Annotated in this window: 22 protein-coding genes; 13 read left to right on the top strand and 9 right to left on the bottom strand. The window is 60.9% G+C overall.

Annotated features, from left to right (window positions below; genetic code table 11):
- Positions 1–293 precede the first annotated feature (293 nt).
- Positions 294–2,192, top strand: a complete 1,899-nt coding sequence (locus LOY70_RS28680) for an FTR1 family protein (protein WP_265031989.1) — start codon at positions 294–296, stop codon at positions 2,190–2,192.
- Between the two features lie 51 nt (positions 2,193–2,243).
- Positions 2,244–2,699, top strand: a complete 456-nt coding sequence (locus tag LOY70_RS28675) for a YaiI/YqxD family protein (RefSeq protein WP_265031988.1) — start codon at positions 2,244–2,246, stop codon at positions 2,697–2,699.
- 123 nt (positions 2,700–2,822) lie between these two features.
- Here the strand turns inward: LOY70_RS28675 and elbB are convergent, their stop codons facing one another.
- Positions 2,823–3,491: an isoprenoid biosynthesis glyoxalase ElbB gene (gene elbB / locus LOY70_RS28670; protein WP_025216072.1), complete on the bottom strand. Its 669-nt coding sequence runs from the start codon at positions 3,489–3,491 to the stop codon at positions 2,823–2,825.
- Between the two features lie 113 nt (positions 3,492–3,604).
- Here elbB and LOY70_RS28665 point away from each other — a divergent pair, with 113 nt between their 5' ends.
- The gene (locus tag LOY70_RS28665) at positions 3,605–4,840 is read left to right on the top strand and encodes a sterol desaturase family protein (protein WP_265031987.1); all 1,236 of its coding nucleotides are present in this window, start codon (positions 3,605–3,607) and stop codon (positions 4,838–4,840) included.
- Here LOY70_RS28665 and LOY70_RS28660 read toward each other — a convergent pair.
- The gene (locus tag LOY70_RS28660; RefSeq protein WP_265031986.1) at positions 4,821–5,444 is read right to left on the bottom strand and encodes a DedA family protein; all 624 of its coding nucleotides are present in this window, start codon (positions 5,442–5,444) and stop codon (positions 4,821–4,823) included. The genes LOY70_RS28665 and LOY70_RS28660 overlap by 20 nt on opposite strands.
- Before the next feature lie 205 nt (positions 5,445–5,649).
- Between LOY70_RS28660 and hemB the strand changes: the two genes are divergently transcribed.
- Both hemB and ppk1 read left to right on the top strand, forming a co-directional pair.
- A complete protein-coding gene (gene hemB, locus LOY70_RS28655; protein ID WP_123416245.1) occupies positions 5,650–6,663 on the top strand; it encodes a porphobilinogen synthase in 1,014 nt (337 codons plus the stop codon).
- A 17-nt stretch (positions 6,664–6,680) separates the two neighbouring features.
- A complete protein-coding gene (gene ppk1, locus LOY70_RS28650; protein ID WP_265031985.1) occupies positions 6,681–8,897 on the top strand; it encodes a polyphosphate kinase 1 in 2,217 nt (738 codons plus the stop codon).
- Between the two features lie 180 nt (positions 8,898–9,077).
- On the opposite strand, the gene ppx is transcribed toward ppk1, so the two are convergent.
- The 5 genes from ppx to LOY70_RS28625 form a co-directional block, all read right to left on the bottom strand.
- Positions 9,078–10,580, bottom strand: coding sequence for an exopolyphosphatase (ppx, locus tag LOY70_RS28645; RefSeq protein WP_265031983.1), 1,503 nt, complete (start codon positions 10,578–10,580; stop codon positions 9,078–9,080).
- 260 nt (positions 10,581–10,840) lie between these two features.
- Entirely contained in the window at positions 10,841–11,575 is a 735-nt protein-coding gene (locus LOY70_RS28640; protein WP_265031982.1) for an amino acid ABC transporter ATP-binding protein, read from the bottom strand.
- On the bottom strand, positions 11,562–12,212 hold the full coding sequence (locus LOY70_RS28635; protein ID WP_123416242.1) for an amino acid ABC transporter permease: 651 nt from the start codon (positions 12,210–12,212) through the stop codon (positions 11,562–11,564). The genes LOY70_RS28640 and LOY70_RS28635 overlap by 14 nt, the downstream gene beginning before the upstream one ends.
- Complete coding sequence (locus LOY70_RS28630) at positions 12,209–12,877, bottom strand: amino acid ABC transporter permease (RefSeq protein ID WP_025216064.1); 669 nt, start codon at positions 12,875–12,877, stop codon at positions 12,209–12,211. The genes LOY70_RS28635 and LOY70_RS28630 overlap by 4 nt, the downstream gene beginning before the upstream one ends.
- A 21-nt stretch (positions 12,878–12,898) precedes the next feature.
- A complete protein-coding gene (locus LOY70_RS28625; protein WP_265031981.1) occupies positions 12,899–13,684 on the bottom strand; it encodes a transporter substrate-binding domain-containing protein in 786 nt (261 codons plus the stop codon).
- Between the two features lie 255 nt (positions 13,685–13,939).
- Between LOY70_RS28625 and LOY70_RS28620 the strand changes: the two genes are divergently transcribed.
- The 7 genes from LOY70_RS28620 to LOY70_RS28590 all read left to right on the top strand — a co-directional run bounded on the left by LOY70_RS28620 (position 13,940) and on the right by LOY70_RS28590 (position 22,220).
- Positions 13,940–14,647, top strand: coding sequence for a FadR/GntR family transcriptional regulator (locus LOY70_RS28620; protein ID WP_265031980.1), 708 nt, complete (start codon positions 13,940–13,942; stop codon positions 14,645–14,647).
- Positions 14,648–14,768: 121 nt separating this feature from the next.
- Positions 14,769–15,098, top strand: coding sequence for a thioredoxin TrxA (gene trxA, locus LOY70_RS28615; RefSeq protein ID WP_265031978.1), 330 nt, complete (start codon positions 14,769–14,771; stop codon positions 15,096–15,098).
- A 241-nt stretch (positions 15,099–15,339) separates the two neighbouring features.
- The gene (rho, locus tag LOY70_RS28610; protein WP_025216061.1) at positions 15,340–16,599 is read left to right on the top strand and encodes a transcription termination factor Rho; all 1,260 of its coding nucleotides are present in this window, start codon (positions 15,340–15,342) and stop codon (positions 16,597–16,599) included.
- A 134-nt stretch (positions 16,600–16,733) separates the two neighbouring features.
- On the top strand, positions 16,734–18,689 hold the full coding sequence (locus LOY70_RS28605) for an acyltransferase family protein (RefSeq protein WP_265031976.1): 1,956 nt from the start codon (positions 16,734–16,736) through the stop codon (positions 18,687–18,689).
- A gap of 79 nt (positions 18,690–18,768) precedes the next feature.
- Positions 18,769–20,235: a 4-hydroxy-3-polyprenylbenzoate decarboxylase gene (ubiD, locus tag LOY70_RS28600; RefSeq protein WP_265031975.1), complete on the top strand. Its 1,467-nt coding sequence runs from the start codon at positions 18,769–18,771 to the stop codon at positions 20,233–20,235.
- Positions 20,235–21,203 carry a CDP-6-deoxy-delta-3,4-glucoseen reductase gene (locus LOY70_RS28595; protein ID WP_265031974.1) on the top strand — a complete coding sequence of 323 codons (969 nt, stop codon included), beginning with the start codon at positions 20,235–20,237 and terminating at the stop codon, positions 21,201–21,203. The genes ubiD and LOY70_RS28595 overlap by 1 nt, the downstream gene beginning before the upstream one ends.
- A gap of 348 nt (positions 21,204–21,551) precedes the next feature.
- Positions 21,552–22,220, top strand: coding sequence for a gamma-glutamylcyclotransferase (locus LOY70_RS28590; RefSeq protein WP_265031973.1), 669 nt, complete (start codon positions 21,552–21,554; stop codon positions 22,218–22,220).
- Here LOY70_RS28590 and glpT read toward each other — a convergent pair.
- Together glpT and LOY70_RS28580 are read right to left on the bottom strand one after the other, a co-directional pair.
- Complete coding sequence (gene glpT, locus LOY70_RS28585; protein WP_265031971.1) at positions 22,196–23,545, bottom strand: glycerol-3-phosphate transporter; 1,350 nt, start codon at positions 23,543–23,545, stop codon at positions 22,196–22,198. The genes LOY70_RS28590 and glpT overlap by 25 nt on opposite strands.
- 214 nt (positions 23,546–23,759) lie before the next feature.
- The gene (locus LOY70_RS28580; protein ID WP_265031970.1) at positions 23,760–24,737 is read right to left on the bottom strand and encodes an NADPH:quinone oxidoreductase family protein; all 978 of its coding nucleotides are present in this window, start codon (positions 24,735–24,737) and stop codon (positions 23,760–23,762) included.
- A 150-nt stretch (positions 24,738–24,887) separates the two neighbouring features.
- On the opposite strand from LOY70_RS28580, the gene LOY70_RS28575 reads away from it, so the two are divergent.
- A complete protein-coding gene (locus LOY70_RS28575) occupies positions 24,888–25,304 on the top strand; it encodes a flagellar basal body-associated protein FliL (RefSeq protein WP_025216054.1) in 417 nt (138 codons plus the stop codon).
- The last annotated feature ends 10 nt before the right edge of the window (positions 25,305–25,314 follow it).

Genomic DNA, 25,314 nt, shown 5'->3' with positions numbered 1-25,314 from the left:
CAGCCGGGTATGCGGGTCGGGCTGGAGCGATCCCACGGACAAGCGTCGAGACGCCGTCAGTTCCTCATAAAGCGAGGAGCTTTTATGCCATCTGACCATAAGAAGGCGGCGCGATTATAAACAGGGCTCGGGGTTATGTAATGGCTTTTCAATGTCTAAGTGCTGTTTTTGTGACATCACCTCCAAAGCATGAAAGTCCGATGAAAATGTGCTGCCAATGCACATCAGCCCTTGAGCCAAAGTCATTGGAAGTGAACAATGTGTTACTTCTTATTTCCAATCGAGAGTCATTCATGACTGCGCCGTTCCGTTTTCTGGCCTGGCTTGCACTACCGTTGCTTGCACTGTGCAGCCCCCATCTGCTGGCCGACACCGTTGAGGGTGCCCCTCAGGCACTGCATCTGCTGGATTACATCGGGGCGGATTATCCGGAGACGGTCGACGCGGGCAAGGTCATCGACGACGCCGAATACCGCGAGCAACTTGAATTCACCCAGGTGCTGGAAGGGTTGATCGCCGGGCTACCGGCCAAGCCGGAAAAGGCTGAGCTGGCCCAAGGCGTCGGCGCCTTGCGCAGCGCGATCAGCCAGCATCAGGACGGCGGTGAGGTGGCCCGTCAGGCACGGCAACTGGGTGCCAGATTGGCGGTGGCTTACGAAGTGAGCCAGGCGCCGATCATCACTCCGGACCCCACACGCGGCGCGCCGCTGTATGCCCAGAATTGCTCGGTGTGCCACGGTGACAGCGGTGCCGGCGACGGTCCCGCCGGTGTCGGCCTGGAGCCACCGCCTGCCAATCTGCGCGACGGTCAGCGCCTGGATCGCCTGAGCCTCTACGCGATCTACAACACCCTCGGCATGGGGGTCGAAGGCACCGATATGCCGGCCTTCGCCGATCAGCTCGATGATCGTCAACGTTGGGACCTGGCGACCTACATCGCCAGTTTCAGCGCCGACCCGGCCGCCGCCAAAAGTGCGCAGACCTTCAACCTTGCCGACCTCGCGCGTCAGACACCGGCCGAAGTCCTCGCCGCGCAGGGCCCAGAGGCGGCCGCCACCTTCCGTGCCCAGCGCGCCCAGCCGCCGCAGGTGCAGCGCGGTCCGGCGCAGTTGCTCGACTACACCGCCGCCACCCTGGACAAAAGCATCGCGGCGTATCGCGCCGGTGACCACGACCAAGCCTATGACTTGTCGGTAGCGGCCTATCTGGAAGGGTTCGAGCTGGTAGAAAGCTCGCTGGACAATGTCGATGCCAACGTGCGCAAAGACACTGAAAAGGCCTTGATGGCTTACCGTCAATCGCTGCAGGACGGGTTACCGGTCGAGCAGGCCGCACAGCGTCTGGACGCGGCCAAGGCTAAATTGAAGGAGTCCGCCGGCCTACTGGGCGGTGACGGCTTGAGCTGGTCACTGAGCTACATCTCCGGGTTGCTGATCCTGTTGCGCGAAGGGCTGGAGGCGATCCTGGTGCTGGCGGCGATCCTGGCGTTCCTGCGCAACACCGGCCAGCAGTCGGCGGTTCGCAGTGTCAACGTGGGGTGGGGCCTGGCGCTGTTGGCCGGCCTGGCGACCTGGGGCCTGGCGGCGTATGTGATCGACGTCAGTGGTGCCCAGCGCGAATTGCTCGAAGGCGCGACGGCGTTGTTCGCCAGTGTGATGGTGCTGTGGCTGGGGGTATGGATGCATGACCGGCGCCATGCGGCGGCCTGGCAGGATTACATCAAGAGCAGCCTGGTGGGCGGCGGCGGCCGTTTCGGTTTCGCGATCCTGGCGTTCTTCTCGGTCTATCGCGAGCTGTTCGAAGTGATCCTGTTCTATGAAACCCTGTGGTTGCAGGCCGGCCCCGCCGGGCACAACGCCGTGTTGGCGGGCGGCGCGACGGCGCTGGTGCTGCTGGTCGGCCTGGCCTGGGTGATTCTGCGCGGTTCGGCGAAACTGCCGCTGGCGCTGTTCTTCAGTATCAACGCCGCGTTGCTGTGCGCGCTGTCGGTGGTGTTCGCCGGTCATGGCGTGAAGGCGTTGCAGGAAGCCGGGATCTTCGGTACCCATCCGGTGGCGTTCTTCGACTTCGACTGGTTGGGCATTCACGCCGATGCCTATTCGCTGACCGCTCAAGTGGTCGCGATCCTGGCGATTGTGGTGCTGTATGGGCGCAGTTGGGTGGCGGAGAAGCGCAAGGTTCAGGTTTCCTAAAAACATTCGCTGCGCTCACAATCGCGCCGTGCTTTTAACGAGGAACAACCCATGCGCGTATGGATCGACGCCGATGCCTGTCCCAAGGCGGCGAAGGAACTGGTGGTCAAGTTTGCCTTGAAGCGCCAGTTCGAAGTGGTGCTGGTGGCTGGCCAGCCGCAGATCAAGCCGGGCCTGGCCTGTGTGAAGCTGATCGTGGTGCCCAGCGGCCCCGATGCGGCGGACGATTACCTGGTGGAACACGCCGTGCCGGGCGAGCTGGTGATCTGCAGCGATGTGCCCTTGGCTGACCGGTTGGTGAAGAAAGGCGTCGCCGCCCTGGACCCTCGGGGCAAGGAGTTCGATGCCCAAAACATGGGGGATCGGCTGGCGGTGCGCAACCTGTTCACCGATCTGCGCGAACAGGGCCACGTGGGCGGTGGCCCAGCGGCGTACAGCGAGCGGGACAAGCAGGGATTTGCCAATGCCTTGGATCGGATACTGACGCGCTTGGCCCGAATGGCTTGAGCCCGGTGTAAAAAACCTGTGGGAGCGAGCTTGCTCGCGAAGGCGGTGTATCGGCCGATAGATTGGCCAACTGATCCGCCGCTATCGCGAGCAAGCTCGCTCCCACAGGGGCTCGGCGTGTTGCTAGGCGTCGTTCTCGTGCGTCAATTCCAACACCCGGTCCACCAGTTTATTGATGCCCGAGGCCGCTTCGCTGATGTTCTGCGCCAGCATGTAGGCCGGGGTGCTGACCAGTTTGCGCGCGGTGTCTTCGACGATATCGGTGACGGTGCAGTCTTCGTGGGTGCCGCCCATCTTGACCACGGCGGCGGCGGTGTCGACGTCGTTGCCGATGGTGCAGACCACGCCAGGACCATAGATCTTGGCCGCCAGGGCTGGGGAAATGCAGATCAGCCCCACTGGTTTACCGGCCTCGGCAAAGGCTTCGGTCAGCGCCAGGACCTCTGGCTGCACGGTGCAACCCGGGCCTTCGACGGCAAAGTTGGAGAGGTTTTTTGCCGAGCCAAAACCGCCGGGCACGATCAAGGCGTCGAAATCCTCGGCCCTGGCTTCGCGCAAGTCCTTCACGTTGCCCCGGGCGATCCGCGCCGACTCCACCAGTACATTGCGGCTCTCGGGCATTTCCTCACCGGTCAGGTGATTGATCACATGCAGTTGGGCGATGTTGGGGGCGAAACATTGCACCTGCGCGCCGCGCTGATCGAGACGCAGCAAGGTGATCACGCTTTCATGGATCTCGGCGCCGTCATACACGCCACAGCCGGAAAGGATCACTGCAATTTTTTTGCTCATGGGATTTTCTCCAGATTCATGGCGTTAAATGTCCACTAATTTGTCACTCGTTGCCATAGGGTTCTCCAGCGGCTACACCTAATCTGCCGGTTACCTCCAAGCTGGGGCGGGTCATGAATTTCATTCTGTATGCCGTGCCGTTCTTCTTCGTGCTGATCGCCGTCGAGTTGCTGGCTGATCGCTGGCGTGGTGTGAGTCACTACCGTGTGGCAGACGCGATCAATAGCCTGAGCACCGGTGTGTTGTCGACCACCACCGGTTTGCTGACCAAGGGCGTGGGGCTGGTGACCTACGCCTTTGCATTGAAACATCTGGCCGTCACTCAACTGCCTGCCGACCGGGCCTGGGCCTGGGTGTTTGCCTTTGTGTTCTACGACTTTTGCTATTACTGGCTGCACCGCATGGGCCATGAACGCAATATCCTCTGGGCGGCCCATTCAGTGCATCACCAGAGCGAGGACTACAACCTGTCCACCGCGTTGCGCCAGACCAGCACCGGATTTGTGTTGAGCTGGATCTTCTACCTGCCGCTGGCCGTGCTGGGCGTGCCGCTGGTCGTGTTCGTCAGCGTGGCGGCGTTGAATCTGCTGTACCAGTTCTGGGTCCACACCCAGCACATCCCCAAGCTCGGCTGGCTGGAGTGGTGCTTCGTTACGCCGTCCAATCATCGTGCCCACCATGCACAGAACCCTCTCTACATGGATCGCAACTACGGCGGGGTGTTCATTATTTGGGACCGTCTGTTTGGCACCTTCCAGGAAGAAGACGACAACGAGCCGGTGATTTTCGGTGTGACCACGCCGCTGGCCAGCTGGAATCCGTTGTGGGCCAACCTGCAGTTCTATGCACAGCTATGGGCAGATGCCCGTCGGGCCGAGCGCTGGAGGGACAAGCTGCGGATCTGGTTCATGCCCACCGGTTGGCGGCCAGCGGACGTTGCCGCCAGATACCCGCTGAACAAGCCGCAGCTCAGCCAGTTCCGCAAGTTCGAGGTGCCACTGGACGGGCGCCAGCAGGGGTATGTGGCGCTGCAGTTCTGTGTCTACATTGCGCTGGGCAGTTACTTGATGAACTTGGAGAACAGCCTGCCGGTCGCCGCCCTGGTGCTCGGTTGGGGAGTGGTGGCATGGGGGTTGTTCGTGCTGGGCGTGGCCCTGGAGAATCGCCCGTGGGCGTTGAGGCTGGAGCTGTTGCGGCTGGCTTCGAACCTGCCGCTGGTGTGGCTGGCGCCGCTGGTCGGCTTGTGGTCGGCCGGCCCAGCGGCCTGGGTCGGGTTGCTCAGCTACAGTTTGCTCAGTGGTATTGGCCTGTATTGCTGCCGCAACCGGTTTACTCGGTTGGCGTCGTAGGTTCGCCGGTCTTGGCTTGTTCCAGGCGCTCGGCTTCGAGGACCTTCCTGGCCTGCCGCGCGGTCTTGAAGCGCCGACGCAGCCACAGGCACAGGCCCAGCAGCAACAGGGCACCAAGCACCCATAGCTCGTATTTCTTGATGCTGCCCAGCATGCCTTCGAGCACCGCGCCGAAGTGGTAGGCGGCGGCCGCCAGCGCCGTGGCCCAGATCGCCGCACCGATGCCGTTGAGCAACAGGTAACGGCCCGGCGGGTAGCCTGACAGGCCGATAGCCACCGGCATCACCGTACGCAGGCCATAGACGAAGCGAAAGCTCAGGACCCAGATGTCCGGATGCTTGCGGATATGCTCCAGCGCGCGATCCCCCATCAATTGCCAGCGTGGCTTGCGCGCCAGTAGCTTGCGCCCATGCTTGCGGCCCAGGAAATACCACAGCTGATCGCCCGCATAGCTGCCGCAGAACGCCACGACCACCACGAGATTGATATCCATATAGCCACGGAACGCCAGGAAGCCTGCGAGCACGAGGATGGTTTCGCCTTCGAAGAACGTGCCGATAAACAGGGCCAAGTAGCCGAAGTCATGCAGAAATTGTTGGAGCATTGTCTGGGTGCTGGCGAAATGAACGCGCAGCCTAACCCTTCGAGCACATTCAGGAAAGTATCGAAATGTGTCTCGACGTGAACAATTCCTACAATGACAATAACTGCGACGACAGGTCACAGCTGCGCACAACTGTAATGCTTTGGTCATAATGGCCGCTTATAACTGTCACGCTCGCCCGTCAGCACGGGCTCAGGAGTCCGCCGTGAGCTTTACCCCCGCCAATCGTCTGTTCCCTGCTACCCGCCTGCGTCGCAATCGCCGTGATGAGTTCTCTCGTCGGCTGGTGCGTGAAAACGTACTGACCACCAACGACCTGATCTTGCCGGTGTTCGTGCTGGACGGTGAGAACCGTCGCGAAGCGGTGGCGTCAATGCCTGGCGTGGAGCGCCTGACCATCGATCTGTTGCTCGAAGAAGCGGCCCAGTGGGTCGAGCTGGGCATTCCGGCGCTGGCGCTGTTCCCGGTGACCCCGCCGGCCCTCAAGTCCCTGGACGCTGCCGAGGCCTGGAACCCGGAGGGCATTGCCCAGCGTGCCACCCGTGCCCTGCGCGAGCGCTTCCCGGAGCTGGGGGTGATCACCGACGTGGCGCTGGACCCGTTCACCACCCATGGCCAGGACGGCATTCTTGATGAAGAAGGCTATGTGCAGAACGACATCACCGTCGATGCACTGGTGAGGCAGGCCCTGTCCCACGCCGAGGCCGGCGCCCAGGTGGTGGCACCGTCGGACATGATGGACGGGCGCATCCAGGCGATCCGCGAAGCCCTCGAAGTGGCCGGCCACGTCAACGTGCGGATCATGGCTTATTCGGCCAAGTACGCCAGCGCCTATTACGGCCCGTTCCGCGACGCGGTCGGCTCGGCCCTGAACCTGGGCAAGGCCAACAAGGCCTCTTATCAGATGGACCCGGCCAACAGCCACGAAGCCTTGCACGAAGTCGCGGCTGACTTGTCAGAAGGGGCAGATATGGTCATGGTCAAGCCGGGCATGCCTTACCTCGACATTCTTTGCCGGGTCAAGGATGAATTCAAAGTGCCGACCTTTGTTTATCAAGTCAGCGGCGAGTACGCCATGCACATGGCGGCGATCCAGAACGGTTGGTTGAGCGAAGGCGTGATCCTCGAGTCCTTGACCGCTTTTAAACGTGCAGGAGCTGATGGCATCCTGACTTACTTTGCCGTGCGCGCTGCCCAATTGTTACGAGAGCAGAAATAGCCTCCCAGGAACTTGCGATGAATACCGAAGGACTCTCTGAAGTTGCCGTAAAAGATGCTCAACCCGTGGTCGAGCAAGTCGCTGAGACACCGCCGGAGTTGGAGCCCGCTCCCCCGGCTGTCATCGAGCCTGCCCCGGCCCCGGTGATTGCCGTTCCCAACCTGGATGACAGCAGCCTATACATCCATCGGGAGCTGTCGCAACTGCAGTTCAACATCCGCGTGCTGGAGCAGGCGCTGGACGAGTCCTATCCGTTGCTCGAGCGCTTGAAGTTCCTGCTGATCTTTTCCAGCAACCTGGATGAGTTCTTCGAAATCCGCGTCGCCGGGCTGAAGAAGCAGATCACCTTTGCCCGTGAGCAGGCCGGTGCCGACGGCCTGCAACCGCATCAGGCCCTGGCGCGCATCAGCGAACTGGTCCACGGCCACGTTGACCGCCAGTACGCGATCCTCAACGACATCCTGTTGCCGGAGCTGGAAAAACATCATGTCCGCTTCATCCGTCGCCGCAACTGGAACACCAAGATCAAGACCTGGGTGCGTCGCTATTTCCGCGATGAGATCGCGCCGATCATTACGCCGATCGGCCTCGACCCGACACACCCGTTCCCGCTGCTGGTCAACAAGAGCCTGAACTTCATCGTCGAACTGGAGGGCATCGATGCCTTCGGCCGCGACTCCGGCCTGGCGATCATCCCGGCACCGCGCCTGCTGCCACGCGTCATCCGCGTACCGGAAGATGTGGGCGGCACTGGCGACAACTACGTGTTCCTGTCGTCGATGATCCACGCCCATGCCGATGACCTGTTCCAGGGCATGAAGGTCAAGGGCTGCTACCAGTTCCGTCTGACCCGAAACGCCGACTTGTCGGTGGACACCGAGGACGTCGAAGACCTGGCCCGCGCCCTGCGCGGCGAGCTGTTCTCCCGCCGCTACGGCGATGCGGTGCGCCTGGAAGTGGCCGATACCTGCCCGAAACACCTGTCCGATTACCTGCTCAAGCAGTTCAACCTGCATGAGACCGAGCTGTATCAGGTCAACGGTCCGGTCAACCTGACCCGACTGTTCAGCATCACCGGCCTGGACAGTCACCCTGAGCTGCAATATTTGCCGTTCACGCCGCAGATCCCGAAACTGCTGCAGAACAGCGAGAACATTTTCAGCGTGATCAGCAAGCAGGACATCCTGCTGTTGCACCCGTTCGAGTCGTTCACCCCTGTGGTCGACCTGCTGCGCCAGGCAGCCAAGGATCCTCACGTATTGGCGGTGCGCCAGACCCTGTATCGCAGCGGCGCCAACTCGGAAATCGTCGATGCCCTGGTGGACGCGGCGCGAAACGGCAAGGAAGTCACGGCGGTGATCGAATTGCGCGCGCGCTTCGATGAGGAATCCAACCTGCAACTGGCCAGCCGTCTGCAAGCGGCCGGTGCGGTGGTGATCTACGGTGTGGTCGGCTTCAAGACTCACGCCAAGATGATGCTCATCCTGCGGCGCGAAGCCGGTGAGATCGTGCGTTACGCCCACTTGGGCACCGGCAACTATCACGCCGCCAACGCCCGTCTCTACACCGACTACAGCCTGCTGACCTCTGACGATGCCTTGTGCGAAGACGTCGGCAAGCTGTTCAGCCAGTTGATCGGCATGGGCAAGACCCTGCGCATGAAAAAACTGCTGCATGCGCCCTTTACCCTGAAAAAGGGCATGCTCGACATGATCGCCCGGGAAACCCAGTTCGCCCTGGAAGGCAAGCCGGCGCACATCATCGCCAAATTCAACTCGCTGACCGATCCGAAAATCATCCGCGCGTTGTACAAGGCCAGCCAGTCGGGCGTGCGCATCGACCTGGTGGTACGTGGCATGTGCTGCCTGCGGCCGGGCATTCCGGGGGTGTCCCATAACATCCACGTGCGCTCGATCATCGGGCGCTTTCTGGAACATACCCGGGTGTTCTACTTCCTCAACGGCGGCGAGGAGCAGATGTTCCTGTCCAGTGCCGACTGGATGGAGCGCAACCTCGACAAGCGGGTCGAGACTTGCTTCCCGGTGGAAGGCAAGAAGTTGATCCTGCGGGTCAAGAAGGAGCTGGAAAGCTACCTCACCGACAACACCCACAGCTGGAGCCTGCAGTCGGATGGCCGTTACATCCGCAACACGCCGACCGGCAACCAGAACCCGCGCAGTGCCCAGGCGACGTTGCTGGAGCGCTTGAGCAGCCCGGTGTTGGCGGTTCGTTAAACGTGCTCCGGGAGGGGGGCGCTTTTGTGGCGAGGGGATTTATCCCCGCTGGGCTGCGAAGCGGCCCTAAAATCTGCCAGCCCATTGTGCCAGGCTGATTACCTTTCAACTCTTTGGGGCCGCTTCGCGGCCCAGCGGGGATAAATCCCCTCGCCACAGAGATCTGTGTTGTGGCGGGGCTTAGTGGATGTTCAGCACAATCCCGACCCGGGTCAGCCAGTCGGCTTCCTGGGCGAAGTCGGCCTGGGTCAATTGGTTCTCTTCCAGCCAGTTTTCAGGAAATAGCACATCCAGATGATCGCCATCGGCGCGCAGGACCACCTGGGGCATTTCCTGGGTGCCACGGATGTGGTGGAACAGGATCGCGAAGCGCAGCAGCACGCACAGGCGAATCAGCTTGATGCCGTCATCGCCGAATTCGGCAAATTTATCCTTGGGAATGTTGCGACGGTGTCCACGCACCAGGAGCGCGAGCATCTGCTGGTCTTCCCGGGAGAAACCCGCCAGGTCCGAGTGCTCGATCAGGTAGGCGCCATGCTTGTGGTAGTGGTAGTGGGCGATGTCCAGGCCCACCTCATGCACCTTGGCGGCCCAGCCCAGCAGCTCGCGCCAGACGCCGTCGTTCAGGTCCCAGTCATCGGCCACCTGGTCGAAGGCATGCAGCGCCTTGCGCTCGACCCGAGCGGCTTGTTCCTGATCGACGTGATAACGCTCCATCAGCGAGCCCAGGGTGCGTTCCCGCACGTCTTCGTGATGATGACGCCCCAGTAAGTCATACAGCACGCCTTCGCGCAGGGCGCCCTCACAGTGGTCCATGCGCTGCAATTCGAGGGCGTCGAAGATGGCTTCCAGAATCGCCAGGCCCGCCGGGAAAATCGCCCGGCGGTCGGGCTTGATGCCTTCGAAATCGATCTTATCGGTATCGCCGAGCTTGAACACCCGGCGCTTGAGCCAGGCCAGGCCCTCGGCGTTGACTTCGCCGGTGCCATGCCCGCCGGCCTTGAGCGCCAGGCCAATGGCGCGAATGGTGCCCGAGGAGCCGATGGCTTCATCCCAGGTCAGGCGGTGCAGGGCATGTTCGATGCTCATGATTTCCAGGCGCGCCGCCGTATAGGCCTGGGCATAGCGGGCCGGGGTAATCTTGCCGTCGCGGAAATAGCGCTGGGTGTAACTGACGCAACCCATCTGCAGGCTTTCGCGCAGCAGCGGTTCGAAGCGCTGGCCGATGATGAACTCCGTACTGCCGCCGCCGATGTCCGCCACCAGGCGCTTGCCCGGTGTGTCGGCCAGGGTGTGGGAGACGCCTAGGTAGATCAGGCGGGCTTCTTCACGGCCAGAGATGACCTCCACCGGATGGCCGAGGATCTCTTCGGCACGGTGGATGAATTCACCCCGGTTGCGCGCCTCGCGCAGGGCGTTGGTGCCGACGATCCGCACCGCGCCCAGGGGCATGCCGTTGATCAGTTGGGCAAAGCGCTTGAGGCAATCGAGCCCGCGCTGGATGGATTCTTCGCTGAGCTTGCGCTCTTCGTCGATCCCGGCGGCCAGTTGGACCTTCTCGCCGAGCCGCTCAAGAATGCGGATTTCCCCGTTCTGGGCCTTGGCGACGACCATGTGGAAGCTGTTGGAGCCCAGGTCTATGGCAGCGATCAGGGACAGATTCTTGGCTTGGGATGGCGGCATGGTCAAAAAGTCTCGGTCGATAACCTCGCCATCCTGCCACGATCAACCGCTTACGCCAACGCACCTGAACCAAACCCTTGAGCCAGAGCAGCTTGCAGGGTGCTCTTGTGGCGAGGGGATTTATCCCCGCTGGGCGGCGCAGCAGCCCTAAAGCTGTGAACTCAATCATCCTGGCACGCCGAGTTGCCTGGTTTGGGGGCCGCTTCGCAGCCCAACGGGGATAAATCCCCTCGCCACAGAGTGTTCCTTGGCTGAGAAAATCAGGCCGGCTCGACGGTCCCGATAAAGTTTGCCAGCTCCGCCGTCTGCGGAGCGGCGAACAACACCTTGGGATCCCCCACCTCATGCACCTTGCCCTGGTGCATGAACACCAATTTATCCCCGACTTCCCGGGCGAAGCGCATTTCGTGGGTGACCATGATCAGGGTCATGCCTTCCTTGGCCAGTTGCCGCACCACGCTGAGCACTTCATTGACCAGCTCCGGGTCCAGGGCCGAGGTGATTTCGTCACACAGCAGCACTTTCGGCGACATCGCCAGGGCCCGGGCAATGGCGACCCGTTGCTGCTGGCCACCGGACAAACGGTCGGGGAAGGCATCGAATTTCTCGCCGAGGCCGACTCGTTCCAGCATCTGCCGCGCCAGTTCGGCCGCCTTGGCCTTGGTGACTTTCTGTACAACCTGCGGCGCGAGCATCACGTTCTCACCGACCGTCAGGTGCGGGAACAGGTTGAACTGCTGGAACACCATCCCGACTTTCTGCCGCAGGCTGCGCAGGTCGGCACGAGCGGCGTCGAGGTATTCGCCATCCACTTCGATCACGCCGTCGTTGATCGACTCCAGGCCGTTGAGGGTGCGCAGCAAAGTGGATTTGCCCGAGCCGCTACGGCCGATGATCGCCACCACCTGACCCTCCTCGACGGTCAGGTCGATGCCTTTGAGCACGTGGTGATCGCCGTAGTATTTATGCAGGGCGGAAATTCTAAGCAGAGGCATGCAGTCTCCTTTCCAGGTAGCGCGCACTGAGGGACAAGGGGTAGCAGAGCAGGAAATAACCGAGGGCCACCAGGCCATACACCATGAACGGCTCGAACGTGGCGTTGGCGAGCATGCCGCCGGTCTTGGTCAGTTCGGTAAAGCCAATGATCGAGGTCACCGCCGTGCCTTTGACCACTTGCACGGAAAAGCCCACGGTCGGCGCCACGGCGATACGCAGGGCCTGGGGCAGGATGACGTAGCGCAACTGCTCCAGCGGGTTGAGGGCCAGGCTGGCGGAGGCTTCCCATTGGCCGTTGGAGATCGCCTCGACGCAACCGCGCCAGATCTCCGCCAGATAAGCGCTGGTAAACAGCGTCAGGGCAATCGCCGCGGCCATCCACGGCGAAATCTCCACTCCGGCCAGGGCCACGCCGAAGAACACCAGGAACAACTGCATCAACAGCGGCGTGCCCTGGAACAACTCGATGTAGGTGCGGGCGACGTTGCGCGGCAGGGCGTTTTTGGAAATGCGCAGCACCATCACCAGTAAGCCGATCACGCCGCCGCCGATAAACGCCACCAGCGACAGCGCCAGGGTCCATTGCAGGCCCGTGAGCAGGTTGCGCACCACGTCCCAGAAAGTGAAATCGCTCATGGACGGCTCCTGGCAATGTAACGGCGACCCACCCAGTTCAAGAACTGACGGATCAACAGCGCCATGCACAAGTAGATCAGCGTGGTCAGCGCGTAGGTTTCAAAGGCGCGGAAATTGCGCGATTGAATGAAGTTCGCGGCGAAGCTCAACTCTTCGGTGGCGATCTGCGAACAGACCGCCGAGCCGAGCATCACGATGATGATCTGGCTGCTCAGGGCCGGCCAGACCTTGCCCAATGCCGGCAGCAGCACCACGTGGCGGAAGGCCTCGAAGCGGCTCATCGCCAGGGCTGCGGCCGCTTCCAGTTGCCCCCGCGGGATCGCCTGGATACCGGCGCGGATGATCTCGGTGGAGTAGGCGCCGAGGTTGATCACCATTGCCAGCACCGCCGCCTGCCATTCGGAAATCTGCAGGCCCAGGGACGGCAAACCGAAGAAGATGAAAAACAGCTGCACCAGGAACGGCGTGTTGCGGATCAGCTCCACATACACGCCGAAGATCGCCGCGAACGGACGAATGTTCCACGCCCGCACCACAGCCCCGACGATGCCCAGGCTGACGCCGAGCAACGCGCCGATGGCGGTGAGTTCCAAGGTGAACAAGGCGCCGCGCAGCAGCAGCTCGGTGTTTTGCACCACCGGCAGAAAATCGAACTGGTAAGCCATGCTCAGCCTCTCACGCGACGATCAGAGGTCGGCTGGCAGTGGCTGCTTGAGCCAGGTCTGGGAGTTTTTTTCCAGGCTGCCATCAGTCTTGGCGGTCGCCAGGATCTGGTTGACCTTATCCAGCAAGGCCGGCTCGTTCTTGTTCACGCCCACGTACACCGGCGAATCCTTGAGTTTCACTTTCAGGGCCGGGACGCGCTTGGGGTTGCGCTCGCTGATGGCGACCATCACCACGTTGCCGCTGGCGATCAGGTCCACTTGGCCGGCGAGGTAGGCGGCAATGGTCGAGTTGTTGTCTTCGAAGCGCTTGATGGTGACGCCTTCGGGCGCGACCTTGGTCAGCTCGATGTCTTCGATGGCGCCACGGGTGACGCTGATGGTCTTGCCCTTGAGGTCATCCAGGCCATTGATGGCTGCATCGGGCGGGCCGAACACCGCCAGGTAGAACGGCGCGTAGGCACTGGAGAAGTCGATGACTTTTTCCCGCTCCGGGTTCTTGCCCAGGCTGGAGATGACCAGGTCGACCTTGCCGGTGGTCAGGAATGGGATGCGGTTGGTGCTGTTGACTGGCGTCAGTTCAAGCTTGACCTTGAGCTGGTCGGCCAGCAGTTTTGCGGTGTCGATGTCCAGGCCGCGGGGCTTCATGTCCGGGCCCACTGAGCCGAACGGAGGGAAGTCCTGAGGCACTGCGACCTTGAGCGTGCCACGCTTGACCACGTCTTCCAGGCCATCGGCGTGGGCGGGTAGTTGACAGAGCATCAGGCTGGCAAACAGGGCAGTGAGCAGGGCGCTGCAACGCTGAATCATGGCGAATCTCCGCAGTCGGTGATGTGATTTCTGCGTTCGGACAGAGCACAGGCCATGCCAAGGCGGGATTTCATCTGCCAAAGCCACGGTTTTACTGGTGGGGCGTGGTCTTACTGGTCTGAACAGTTAGGCCGCGTTTCGCACCGTTATCGGGCATCGGCAAGGACCGCCGAACCCTGCTGGGGCACGACTTGCCGGGCGCGGCGAATAGCTTTACAACTAGCTGCTCACTGGTCCGGTTCGTCTGAAAAAATCATGAATTCCATCGCTCGCGCCGTTCCTGAAGTGGCCCTGCAAGCCATCCGCAAACTGATCGCCGATGAAGGCTTCGGTCCCGGGGATGCGTTGCCGTCGCAACGGGACCTGGCGCTGCAGCTGGGGGTGAGTCGGGCGTCGTTGCGCGAGGCGCTTTCATCGTTGAGCGCCTTGGGCATGATCAGCGTGCAGCCGGGCAAAGGGGTTTTCGTACAATCGCTGACGGAGGTGTTGCGCACCGAGTCGGCGCTGGGCTGGCCGTTCGCGGCCCAGGCTTCGCCGGTGGATATTTTCCAGTTGCGTTATGCCCTGGAGGGTTTCGCGGCCGGGTTGGCGGCGGTGACGCTGAGCGCCGATGAGCTCGACACGCTGCAAGACAACGTCGAGGCCATGCGCAGGGAGTTGAAGCTTGGGGATTTCGACGCTGCGGCGCGCCTGGATTTCGAATTTCATCGGCGCATCCTCCTGGCCAGTGGCAATCAGGCGATGCTGAGCATTCTCACCGCCAGCGCCGACATCTTCCTGGAGAGCCAGAAACTACCGTTCATCAGGGCGGAGCGGGCGATGGAAACCTGGCAGGAACATCGCAAGATCCTGCGCGCCTTGGCTCGCCGCGCTTCGGGCGCCGCGCAAAAAGCCATGCAGGAACATGTACGTAACGCGGCGTTGCGTACCGGGATTGCCTTCGTCGCCCCCGCCGCTTCGTGAGTTGAGCTATACCCAAATACGTCTTTCGTCATAGCGAGACTCAATCAACTGCGGCTTCCTGAACCCGGGAAGGGCCGCTATGATGGGCCACGTTTTTTTGCTGACAACCCCGGAGATTTCCATGAGCAGCGATCTGATCAAACACGTTAGCGACGCTAGCTTCGAGGCTGACGTACTCAAGGCCGAAGGCGCGGTACTGGTCGACTATTGGGCTGAGTGGTGCGGCCCGTGCAAAATGATCGCGCCGGTCCTGGACGAGATTGCCGAGACCTACAAGGACAAGCTGACCGTTGCCAAGCTGAACATCGATGAAAACCAGGAGACTCCGGCCAAGCACGGCGTGCGTGGTATCCCGACCCTGATGCTGTTCAAGAACGGCAACGTCGAAGCCACCAAGGTCGGTGCGCTGTCGAAGTCGCAACTGGCCGCTTTCCTCGACGCCAACATCTAAGCGCCGAATGCCATTGAAAAAGCCCCGCAAATCGCGGGGCTTTTTCGTTATCCGGGGCTAGACGCTTGCAAACCCAGGTGTTACATTCGGCCCCGCACTGGTTTCTCCATTGCCCCCTGCAAGCCGTCGCCGACGCTCTCCTTTCGAATAAGTACGCGATCCTGTCGCCTTCTCCGCGGCGCGGCCTCATTAAGCCAAAAGCTTAATTTCCCCCCTCCATAAATGATTACGTCATTCCTATATGAATCTGACTGAACTCAAGCAAAAGCCGATTACCGAACTGCTCGAATTGGCCGAACAGATGGGCATAGAAAATATGGCCCGTTCGCGCAAGCAGGACGTGATTTTCTCCCTGCTCAAAAAGCACGCGAAAAGCGGCGAGGAAATCTCCGGTGATGGCGTGCTGGAGATTCTCCAGGACGGCTTCGGCTTTCTCCGCTCTGCAGACGCTTCCTATCTCGCCGGCCCAGACGATATCTACGTCTCGCCGAGCCAGATCCGTCGCTTCAACTTGCGCACCGGTGACACCATCGTTGGCAAGATCCGTCCTCCGAAGGAAGGCGAGCGTTACTTCGCGCTGCTCAAGGTCGACACCATCAACTTCGACCGTCCGGAAAACGCGAAAAACAAGATTCTCTTCGAGAACCTGACCCCGCTATTCCCGACCGTGCGCATGAAGATGGAAGCCGGCAACGGTTCCACCGAAGACCTCACCGGTCGAGTCATCGACCTGTGCGCACCCATCGGCAAAGGCCAGCGTGGCCTGATCGTGGCGCCGCCGAAGGCGGGCAAGACGATCATGCTGCAGAACATCGCGGCCAACATCGCCCGTAACAACCCTGAAGTTCATCTGATCGTGCTGCTGATCGACGAGCGTCCGGAAGAAGTGACCGAGATGCAGCGCACCGTGCGCGGCGAAGTGGTCGCCTCGACGTTCGACGAACCACCGACCCGCCACGTGCAGGTGGCCGAAATGGTGATCGAGAAGGCCAAGCGCCTGGTTGAGCACAAGAAAGACGTGGTGATCCTGCTGGACTCCATCACCCGTCTGGCCCGGGCCTACAACACCGTCATCCCGAGCTCCGGCAAGGTCCTGACCGGTGGTGTCGATGCCCACGCCCTGGAAAAACCCAAGCGTTTCTTCGGCGCGGCGCGCAACATCGAAGAAGGCGGCTCGTTGACCATCATCGCCACCGCGCTGGTTGAAACCGGCTCGAAGATGGATGAAGTGATCTACGAGGAATTCAAAGGCACCGGCAACATGGAACTGCCTCTGGATCGCAAGATCGCCGAAAAGCGTGTCTTCCCGGCCATCAACATCAACCGTTCCGGCACCCGCCGCGAAGAGTTGCTGACCGCCGACGACGAGCTGCAGCGCATGTGGATCCTGCGCAAGCTGCTGCATCCGATGGACGAAGTCGCTGCCATCGAGTTCCTGGTCGACAAGCTGAAACAGACCAAGACCAACGATGAGTTCTTCCTGTCGATGAAACGCAAGTAACACCCAGCACGCTTCAAGAAAGGGCGCCCTGAACAGGGGCGCTCTTTTTTTTCGTGGCTTTGTATCAAAAAAGACAACTTTCCCAAGCCGGTAGTGTCCGTGCTTGCATCAGCTCGTAAACGACAAGGATTGTTATGCACACATTCGGCAGCCGCCGTGACATCGACGGCCTGAGGGCGCTGGCTGTTATTCCTGTGGTGCTGTTTCACTTCGGTTTCAGCACGTTCAGTGGTGGCTTTGTCGGTGTTGACGTTTTTTTCGTCATTTCCGGTTTCTTGATAACCAGCATCCTGTTTCGCGAGATCAGTGCGCAGCGTTTCAGCTTCGTCGATTTCTGGGCGCGGCGTGCGCGACGCATCATTCCAGCCTTGAGCGTGGTGCTGGTGGCAACGCTGGCCCTGGGCTGGTTGCTGCTGACACCCAAGGATTTTTCGGAGCTGGGCAGGACGGTTCGTTATCAGGCGCTGTTCATTTCCAACATCTTGTTCATGCGCCAGGACGGTTACTTCGAGCCCGCATCGGACCTCAAGCCCTTGCTCCACACTTGGTCCCTGGCGGTTGAAGAGCAGTACTACATCTTCTTTCCACTGCTGATGGTGTTGTTGATGCGCCATATTCGCCATTGGCGCTGGATGCTGTTTGCCGTGTTGCTGGTTTCTTTCGGATTGAATGTCACCTCTATCGATCGCAAACCTGACTTCGTGTTCTTTTCGCTGCCGACACGGGCCTGGGAGTTGTTGTGCGGGGCAATGCTCGCGGTGTTGCCGACATCAAAATACGTCGTGAAGCCATGGTTCTATCAATGTGCAGGCGCGCTCGGCTTGGCCGCTGTCCTGGTGGCGGTTTTCACCTTTGACGAGAACACGGTTTTTCCGGGTTGGACGGCCTTGCTGCCTGTCCTTGGTACCACCGCGCTGATCTGGTCTGGTGCACAGGGTTCGACCTGGGTCGCCCAGTTGCTGAGTGCCAGGGCACTGGTCTGGATTGGCCTGCTGTCCTATTCCTTTTATCTGTGGCATTGGCCGGTCTACGTGTATGCCAATACCATCTCGATCGACGGTATTCAGTCTTGGGAAGCTGTAGGCTGGATACTGCTGGCGCTGGGCCTTGCCTGGTTGAGCTGGCGTTTTGTCGAGCTTCCGTTTCGTGAAAAGCGCCTGCTGGCTGCACGCAAGCCGGTGCTGGCCGCAGGTTTGCTGGCCATGGTTGCCCTGGCGGTGACGGGGTCAGTGGTGCGCTCGGCCGATGGCTTTCCCCAGCGCCTTACCGGCAAGGCCCTGGAATATGCACAGGCGCGAGAGTGGCGGGCTGGGCAGATGAAATGCATGTTGATGACCTCGGACAAGAGTCTGGACAAGGCGTGCCTGATTGGCAGGAACAAGGAGGCGCCGGCGACTCAACTGGTCTGGGGCGACAGTCATGCCGCCGCATTGTTGCCGGCGATTGAAGCGGGGGCCGCCCGTGAGGGGCGGCCGGTATGGCTTTACACTATGAGTGGTTGCCCGTCGATCCTGAGCGAAGGACCTCGCCAGCGGTGCAGGGACTTTAACGAACGAACGATGGAACAGGTTCGCCGCCTGCAGATCAGGGACGTGGTGCTGGCGTCCAGCTGGAGTCTTTACGTCTACGGCCGGGAGGACGGCAATAAGACATTGTTGCTCAATACTCGCGACAGTACCGCCGAGGCCGAGGCCCGTATGGCCGCGGCGCTCAAGGCGCAAGTGGCGGCGATAAGGGCGGCGGGGGCGCAAGTCTGGTTGTTCAAGGAGGTGCCGCTGCAGCGCAAGGGTACTATTAGCCGATTGACGAGCTTGGCCCGGGTCGGTCGTTCGGCCGAAGGATTGGGGCGCCCGCTCCAGGAACATTTGGCCCGCCAGCGTTTCCTGAGTGACTTGTTCGACTCGATGAGCGCCGCCGACCCGGGCGTGCATGTCATCGACCCGACCCCGCTGATGTGTGCGGACGAGGTCTGCAGCATAGAGGTCAATGGTCATTCGCAGTACAAGGACGAGGATCATTTGTCTGACATCGGCAGCACCCGGCTCAGCCCATTGTTTGCTCCGGTGCTGTTGGGTACAACCGACAATTGATCATTGCCGCGCACGTGCGGGCTGCTGTTTGGGCGTTAGAGCAGGTAGGATGTACGCCTATTTTCGGGGTGGCATCTCAATGAAATTCAAGGATCTTCGGGATTTCGTGCAGCAACTGGAGCAGCGCGGCGAGTTGAAACGCATCCAGGTTCCCATCTCTCCGGTGCTGGAGATGACGGAAGTCTGCGACCGCACGCTTCGGGCCAAGGGCCCGGCGTTATTGTTCGAGAATCCTACGGGCTACGATATTCCGGTGCTGGGCAACCTGTTCGGCACGCCTGAGCGCGTGGCGCTGGGCATGGGCGCCGAGGCGGTTAGCGAACTGCGCGAGATCGGCAAGTTGCTGGCGTTTCTCAAGGAGCCCGAGCCGCCGAAAGGCCTGAAGGATGCGTGGTCCAAGCTGCCGATTTTCCGCAAGATCATTGCCATGGCGCCGAAAGTCGTCAAGGACGCCATTTGCCAGGAAGTGGTGATCGAGGGTGACGATGTCGACCTGGCGATGCTGCCGGTGCAGACCTGCTGGCCGGGCGACGTAGGGCCGCTGATTACCTGGGGCCTGACCGTCACCAAAGGCCCGAACAAGGAGCGCCAGAACCTCGGCATCTATCGTCAGCAAGTGATTGGCCGCAACAAGGTGATCATGCGCTGGCTGAGCCACCGCGGCGGGGCGCTGGACTACCGCGAGTGGTGTGAAAAACATCCCGGCCAGCCGTTCCCGGTATCGGTTGCCCTGGGGGCGGACCCGGCGACCATCCTCGGCGCCGTCACGCCTGTGCCTGACAGCCTTTCCGAATATGCCTTCGCCGGTCTGTTGCGCGGCAATCGCACCGAGCTGGTGAAATGCCGTGGCAACGACCTGCAAGTGCCGGCCACTGCCGAGATTATCCTTGAGGGCGTGATCCATCCCGGTGAAATGGCCGATGAAGGGCCGTATGGCGACCACACCGGTTACTACAACGAAGTCGATAGCTTCCCGGTGTTCACCGTCGAGCGCATCACCCATCGGATCAAGCCGATCTACCACAGCACCTACACTGGCCGTCCACCGGACGAGCCGGCCATTCTCGGGGTGGCGCTGAACGAAGTGTTCGTGCCGATCCTGCAGAAGCAGTTTCCGGAAATCACCGACTTCTATCTGCCGCCGGAAGGCTGTTCGTACCGAATGGCCGTGGTGACCATGAAGAAGTCGTATCCGGGGCACGCCAAGCGGGTCATGCTCGGTGTCTGGTCGTTTTTGCGACAGTTCATGTATACCAAGTTCGTTATCGTCACTGACGACGATATCAACGCACGGGACTGGAACGATGTGATCTGGGCCATCACCACGCGCATGGATCCCAAGCGCGACACAGTGATGATCGAGAACACGCCGATCGACTACCTTGACTTCGCCTCGCCAGTGTCTGGCCTGGGGTCGAAGATGGGGCTCGACGCCACGCATAAGTGGCCCGGTGAAACCTCCCGTGAGTGGGGCCGGGTTATCGTCAAGGATGAAGCCGTTACCCAACGGATCGATGCCATCTGGAATCAGTTAGGAATAGATTGATGCGTGTAACCTTGCAGCCTTCCGGGGCGGTGCTGGACATCCGGCCCGCTGAGCGGATTCTCGATGGCGCGCGGCGCCTGGGCTATGAATGCCCGCAAAGCTGCCGCAACGGCAACTGCCATGTGTGTGGCGCGTTGTTAGTGGAGGGCCGCGTCGAGCAGGCTGGCGAAGTGCGTGATCACGGTGAGATTTTCACCTGCATCGCCGAACCTCTGGAGGATTGCGTGGTGTTGTGGGATGGCGTGCTGTCGCCGGGTGAGTTGCCGGTACGCAACCTGGCCTGCCAGGTCATCGAGTGCGCCGACGTGGGCGGCGATGTCTGGCGAGTGCGCCTGCGGGCGCCAGCGGGCAAGCCACCGCGCTATCACGCCGGACAGTACCTGATGATCGAACGGGAAAACGGCGAAAAATCGGCGTTCTCCCTGGCCTCGGCACCGCATTCGGGGCGCGACCTGCAATTGCACGTATTAGTGCGCGAAAGCAGTGCGCAGGCGCTGCTGGAGCAACTGCGGCGCAACCCCAGCGTGCGCGTCGAAATGCCCTTCGGTGACACCCACCTGTCAGAGCTGCCCGACGGCCCATTGGTGCTGATCGCCGCAGGTACCGGCATGGCGCAGATGCACAGCCTGATCGAACATTGCCGCGCAGCGGGGTTCAAGCACCCGGTGCATCTGTATTGGGGAGTGCGTCGTCCCGAGGATTTCTATGAGATCGAGCATTGGGACGAGTGGAAAAAGCTGCCGAATCTGTTCCTGCACAAAGTCGTCAGTGACGTGTGTGGCTGGGAAGGGCGCTGCGGGATGCTCCACGAAGCGGTGTGCCAGGACATCGACGATCTCTCCGGTGTGTATGTCTACGCCAGCGGTTCGCCGGCCATGATCTACGCCACGCTCGATGCGTTGGTCGATGCCGGAATGGACGCCCATCAAATGCGTGCCGATGTCTTTGCCTACGCGCCTCGGGCTTGAGTAGAGCTCATTTAGCCCAGGCTAAGGTGCTTTTGTGGCGAGGGGATTTATCCCCGTTGGGCTGCGAAGCGGCCCTCGAAATTAGAAATCAATTGATCTGACACACCGAGTGCTCGGATTTTTGGGCCGCTTCGCGCCCCAGCGGGGATAAATCCCCTCGCCACCGAAGTATAGAACTGCACATATGCCTATTCGATATTTAGCTCCTGAGCTAGATGCCGTTAAGGTATATGCCAGCGCCCCCCACCCTTAATGGCATCCAATTTGCCTGGGTTCTGCCAAGCGTCAGTGTCATGACGGCGCGCCACCCAGCTTTTTTGAATCGCGAGGAGCCCTACGCTACCGGCCATGACCGTTATCGAATCCGCCATTACCTGTGCGCCGTACCCGCCACGACTCGACTTGGGACCACAGTTGACCCGTGAGCAATTGCTCGCCTCGATGCAATCGACCATGCGCCTTCACCTGGGCGGTCCGGTCTGGCTGTTCGCCTATGGTTCGTTGATCTGGCGGCCGGAATGCACGGCGGTGGAGCGGATGCGTGGCCGGGTTCATGGTTATCATCGTGGCTTGTATTTGTGGTCCCACGAACACCGTGGTACCCCGGAGTTGCCGGGATTGGTGTTCGGGCTGGATCGCGGCGGCTCCTGCAGCGGTTTCGCTTATCGTTTGCCGCAAGAGAATCTCGAGGACTCGCTGTTTGCCTTATGGCAACGCGAGATGCCGTTCCCGTCCTATCGTCCACACTGGCTCAGTTGCCGTCTCGAGGATGGCAGCCAGGTGCAAGCCTTGGGGTTTGTGCTGGAGCGGCACCTGCCCAGCTATGCCGGTAATTTGCCGGACCATGTGCTGAGCCAGGTGTTCGAAAGCGCTTGCGGGCGCTATGGCACCACCCGCGATTATGTCGAGCAGACCATCCACGCCCTGCGCAGCCACGCCATGCCAGACCGGAATCTGGAGGCGCGACTCAAGCGCTGCCAATCAGCGCTGGATCAGGCCACCGCTTCGCGGCTCTGACTGGCGACTTGCTTGTGCCACAGGGTTGGCGCGAGGAACGCCATTGCCAGCAGGCAGGCGCCGATCAACAGCACAAAACCACCGTCCCAGCCGAAATGGTCCACGGTGTAGCCCATGGCGGCGCTGGCCGCGACTGAGCCACCCAGGTAACCAAACAGGCCGGTGAAGCCGGCAGCTGTACCGGCAGCTTTCTTCGGTGCCAGTTCCAATGCTTGCAAACCGATCAACATCACCGGGCCGTAGATCAGGAAGCCGATGGAAACCAGGGCGATCATGTCGACGGTCGGGTTGCCGGCCGGGTTCAGCCAGTACACCAGCGTGGCCACGGTCACCAGGGCCATGAACACCATGCCGGTCAGGCCACGGTTGCCACGGAAGATCTTGTCCGACATCCAGCCACACAGCAGCGTGCCGGGAATGCCCGCCCACTCGTAGAAGAAATAGGCCCAGGAACTCTTGTCCACCGTGAAGCCCTTGGCTTCCTTGAGGTAGGTCGGCGCCCAGTCCAGCACGCCGTAGCGCAGCAGGTAAACGAAGACGTTGGCCATGGCGATGTACCAGAGCATTTTGTTGCGCAGCACGTATTTGACGAAAATTTCCTTGGCGCTGAATTCGTTCTCGTGGCTCGCGTCGTAGCCTTCGGGGTAGTCGTTCTTGTATTTCTCGATGGGCGGCAGGCCCACGGATTGCGGTGTGTCGCGCATGGTCACGAAGGCAAACACCGCAACGACGAGCGCTACGGCAGCGGGCACATAGAATGCCGCGTGCCAGTCGTTGAACCAGCCCATACCCAGCAGGAACAGCGGGCCGATCAGGCCGCCGCCGACGTTGTGCGCCACGTTCCACACCGACACCACGCCGCCACGTTCCTTCTGCGACCACCAGTGCACCATGGTCCGTCCGCTTGGCGGCCAACCCATGCCTTGGGCCCAGCCGTTGATGAACAGCAGGATGAACATCATGGTCACGCTGGAGGTTGCCCAAGGCGCGAAACCGAACACGAACATCACCCCCGCCGATACCAACAAGCCGAAGGGCAGGAAGTAGCGCGGATTGGAACGGTCGGACACCAGGCCCATCAGGAACTTCGACAGCCCGTAGGCGATGGCGATGGCCGACATGGCCAGGCCCAACTGGCCACGGGTATAGCCCTCGTCGATCAGGTACGGCATAGCCAGGGAGAAGTTCTTGCGCAGCAAGTAATACCCGGCGTAGCCAATGAATATCCCGGCGAAGATCTGCCAGCGAAGGCGTCGATAGGTGCTGTCTATTTTTTCTTCAGGCAGAGCTGCCTGGTGTACGGCAGGTCGAAAGAAAGCAAACATTCAAGAGCTCCAGATTTCTTGTTTTGACTGCGGATGCGAATGTTACAGTTTCGTTACCGAAAATAGCATCGGTTCGCATCAACAAAAAGCAGGAATGTTGGCGATAACGTGTTCTTTTATGAACACGTCGCTCAGGTATAAATGAAGGGCGGTTTGGGGATGGCGGAACCGGGTCGTAGGGTTACGGCCCGGTATAAACAGTTGGGGTAAGCAATCAGCGCACCTGAACCACTACTTTTCCGACCGCCTTGCGTTGGCCAAGATCATTGATGGCTTGTGCCGCGTTGCTCAGCGGGTACACCTGCGACACCAGCGGCTTGAGCTTGCCCTCGGCGAACCAACCGAACAATTGCTGAAAGTTGGCGGCGTTGTCCTCGGGTTGGCGTTGGGCGAAGGAGCCCCAGAATACGCCCACCACGGCGGCGCCCTTGAGCAGGGCCAGGTTCACCGGCAGTTCGGGGATGCGTCCGCTGGCGAAGCCCACCACCAGCAGCCGGCCGTTCCAGGCGATGGCGCGGATGGCCTGGTCGAACAGGTCGCCACCCACCGGGTCGTAGATCACATCGGCGCCCTGGCCGTCGGTGAGGCGCTTGATTTCATCCTTCAGGCTGGTTTCGCTGTAGTTGATCAATTCATCGGCGCCGGCTGCCTTGGCCACGGCGAGTTTTTCCGCGCTGCTGGCAGCAGCGATGACCCGGGCGCCCATGGCCTTGCCGATTTCCACGGCCGCCAGGCCAACGCCACCGGAGGCGCCGAGCACCAGCAAGGTTTCGCCGGGTTGCAGGTTGGCCCGCTGCTTGAGGGCATGCATCGAGGTGCCGTAGGTCATGCTGAAGGCGGCAGCGGTGTTGAAGTCCATGGACGCGGGAATCGGCAACACGTTGTAGCCCGGCACCGCCACTTGTTCGGCAAAGCTGCCCCAGCCGGTCAATGCCATCACCCGGTCACCGACCTTCAGGTGGCTGACTTTTTCACCCACCGCGCTGACAACACCCGCCGCTTCACCGCCAGGGGAAAACGGGAACGGTGGCTTGAATTGATATTTGCCCTCGATGATCAGCGTGTCAGGGAAATTTACCCCGGCGGCGTGCACGTCCAGCAGCACTTCGTTCTTCTTGGCGACGGGGCTGGTGACGTCTTCCAGCACCAGCGATTCGGCGGGGCCGAATTCTTTGCACAGCACGGCTTTCATCAGGGCTATTCCTTTGGGAGTGATGGCCGATAAGTGTAGGTGTGAGAGTCAATGGGTCAACGAGCATGCCCTGTCCTGATAGCCGGCTATAAGCTTGTGCTTGAACGGCGGGGCGGTATGCTGGGCCGCAAACCGGATGAGGAGTCAATTGTGAAAGCGCGGATCATGTTGATGCTGGCCCTGTCGTTGCCTGTGGCGGCGATGGCCGAAGAGGCCAAGGAAGCGAAGGAAGGCGAGGCACCGAAAGTCAGTTACATCACCCTCAGCCCGCCATTCGTGGGCAATTATGGCTTGGACGGTACAGCGAAGCTGAAGGTCTACAAGGCCGACGTGGCCCTGCGCGTCACCGGCGATGCCGCTGCTGCTGCGGTGAAGGCCAACGAACCGTTGATTCGCAACCAGTTGGTGGCGCTGTTCGCCCAGCAGACCACCGAGGCCATGAATAATCTGGAGGCCAAGGAAAAGCTGCGCCAGGAAGCGTTGAAGCAGACCCAGCAGGTCATGAACGACGAAACCGGCAAGCCGATGGTGGATGATCTGTTGTTCAACAACCTGATCATTCAATAAATCGCCAACA

The organism is Pseudomonas sp. B21-054 (assembly GCF_026016345.1).
In the GTDB taxonomy this organism is placed as follows: domain Bacteria; phylum Pseudomonadota; class Gammaproteobacteria; order Pseudomonadales; family Pseudomonadaceae; genus Aquipseudomonas.
This window is presented reverse-complemented; position numbering and strand designations above follow the sequence as displayed.

What these genes read in the sequence shown, in the direction of transcription:
- LOY70_RS28620 (WP_265031980.1), top strand. Translation starts at nt 13,940, where the DNA reads ATGAATTCCATCGCTCGCGCCGTTCCTGAAGTGGCCCTGCAAGCCATC.
- LOY70_RS28660 (WP_265031986.1), bottom strand. Translation starts at nt 5,444, where the DNA reads ATGCTCCAACAATTTCTGCATGACTTCGGCTACTTGGCCCTGTTTATC.
- LOY70_RS28595 (WP_265031974.1), top strand. Translation starts at nt 20,235, where the DNA reads ATGCGTGTAACCTTGCAGCCTTCCGGGGCGGTGCTGGACATCCGGCCC.
- LOY70_RS28680 (WP_265031989.1), top strand. Translation starts at nt 294, where the DNA reads ATGACTGCGCCGTTCCGTTTTCTGGCCTGGCTTGCACTACCGTTGCTT.
- LOY70_RS28625 (WP_265031981.1), bottom strand. Translation starts at nt 13,684, where the DNA reads ATGATTCAGCGTTGCAGCGCCCTGCTCACTGCCCTGTTTGCCAGCCTG.
- LOY70_RS28605 (WP_265031976.1), top strand. Translation starts at nt 16,734, where the DNA reads ATGCACACATTCGGCAGCCGCCGTGACATCGACGGCCTGAGGGCGCTG.
- ppk1 (WP_265031985.1), top strand. Translation starts at nt 6,681, where the DNA reads ATGAATACCGAAGGACTCTCTGAAGTTGCCGTAAAAGATGCTCAACCC.
- trxA (WP_265031978.1), top strand. Translation starts at nt 14,769, where the DNA reads ATGAGCAGCGATCTGATCAAACACGTTAGCGACGCTAGCTTCGAGGCT.
- ubiD (WP_265031975.1), top strand. Translation starts at nt 18,769, where the DNA reads ATGAAATTCAAGGATCTTCGGGATTTCGTGCAGCAACTGGAGCAGCGC.
- LOY70_RS28635 (WP_123416242.1), bottom strand. Translation starts at nt 12,212, where the DNA reads ATGAGCGATTTCACTTTCTGGGACGTGGTGCGCAACCTGCTCACGGGC.
- glpT (WP_265031971.1), bottom strand. Translation starts at nt 23,545, where the DNA reads ATGTTTGCTTTCTTTCGACCTGCCGTACACCAGGCAGCTCTGCCTGAA.
- elbB (WP_025216072.1), bottom strand. Translation starts at nt 3,491, where the DNA reads ATGAGCAAAAAAATTGCAGTGATCCTTTCCGGCTGTGGCGTGTATGAC.
- ppx (WP_265031983.1), bottom strand. Translation starts at nt 10,580, where the DNA reads ATGCCGCCATCCCAAGCCAAGAATCTGTCCCTGATCGCTGCCATAGAC.
- LOY70_RS28590 (WP_265031973.1), top strand. Translation starts at nt 21,552, where the DNA reads ATGACCGTTATCGAATCCGCCATTACCTGTGCGCCGTACCCGCCACGA.
- LOY70_RS28640 (WP_265031982.1), bottom strand. Translation starts at nt 11,575, where the DNA reads ATGCCTCTGCTTAGAATTTCCGCCCTGCATAAATACTACGGCGATCAC.
- LOY70_RS28580 (WP_265031970.1), bottom strand. Translation starts at nt 24,737, where the DNA reads ATGAAAGCCGTGCTGTGCAAAGAATTCGGCCCCGCCGAATCGCTGGTG.
- LOY70_RS28630 (WP_025216064.1), bottom strand. Translation starts at nt 12,877, where the DNA reads ATGGCTTACCAGTTCGATTTTCTGCCGGTGGTGCAAAACACCGAGCTG.
- LOY70_RS28675 (WP_265031988.1), top strand. Translation starts at nt 2,244, where the DNA reads ATGCGCGTATGGATCGACGCCGATGCCTGTCCCAAGGCGGCGAAGGAA.
- LOY70_RS28665 (WP_265031987.1), top strand. Translation starts at nt 3,605, where the DNA reads ATGAATTTCATTCTGTATGCCGTGCCGTTCTTCTTCGTGCTGATCGCC.
- rho (WP_025216061.1), top strand. Translation starts at nt 15,340, where the DNA reads ATGAATCTGACTGAACTCAAGCAAAAGCCGATTACCGAACTGCTCGAA.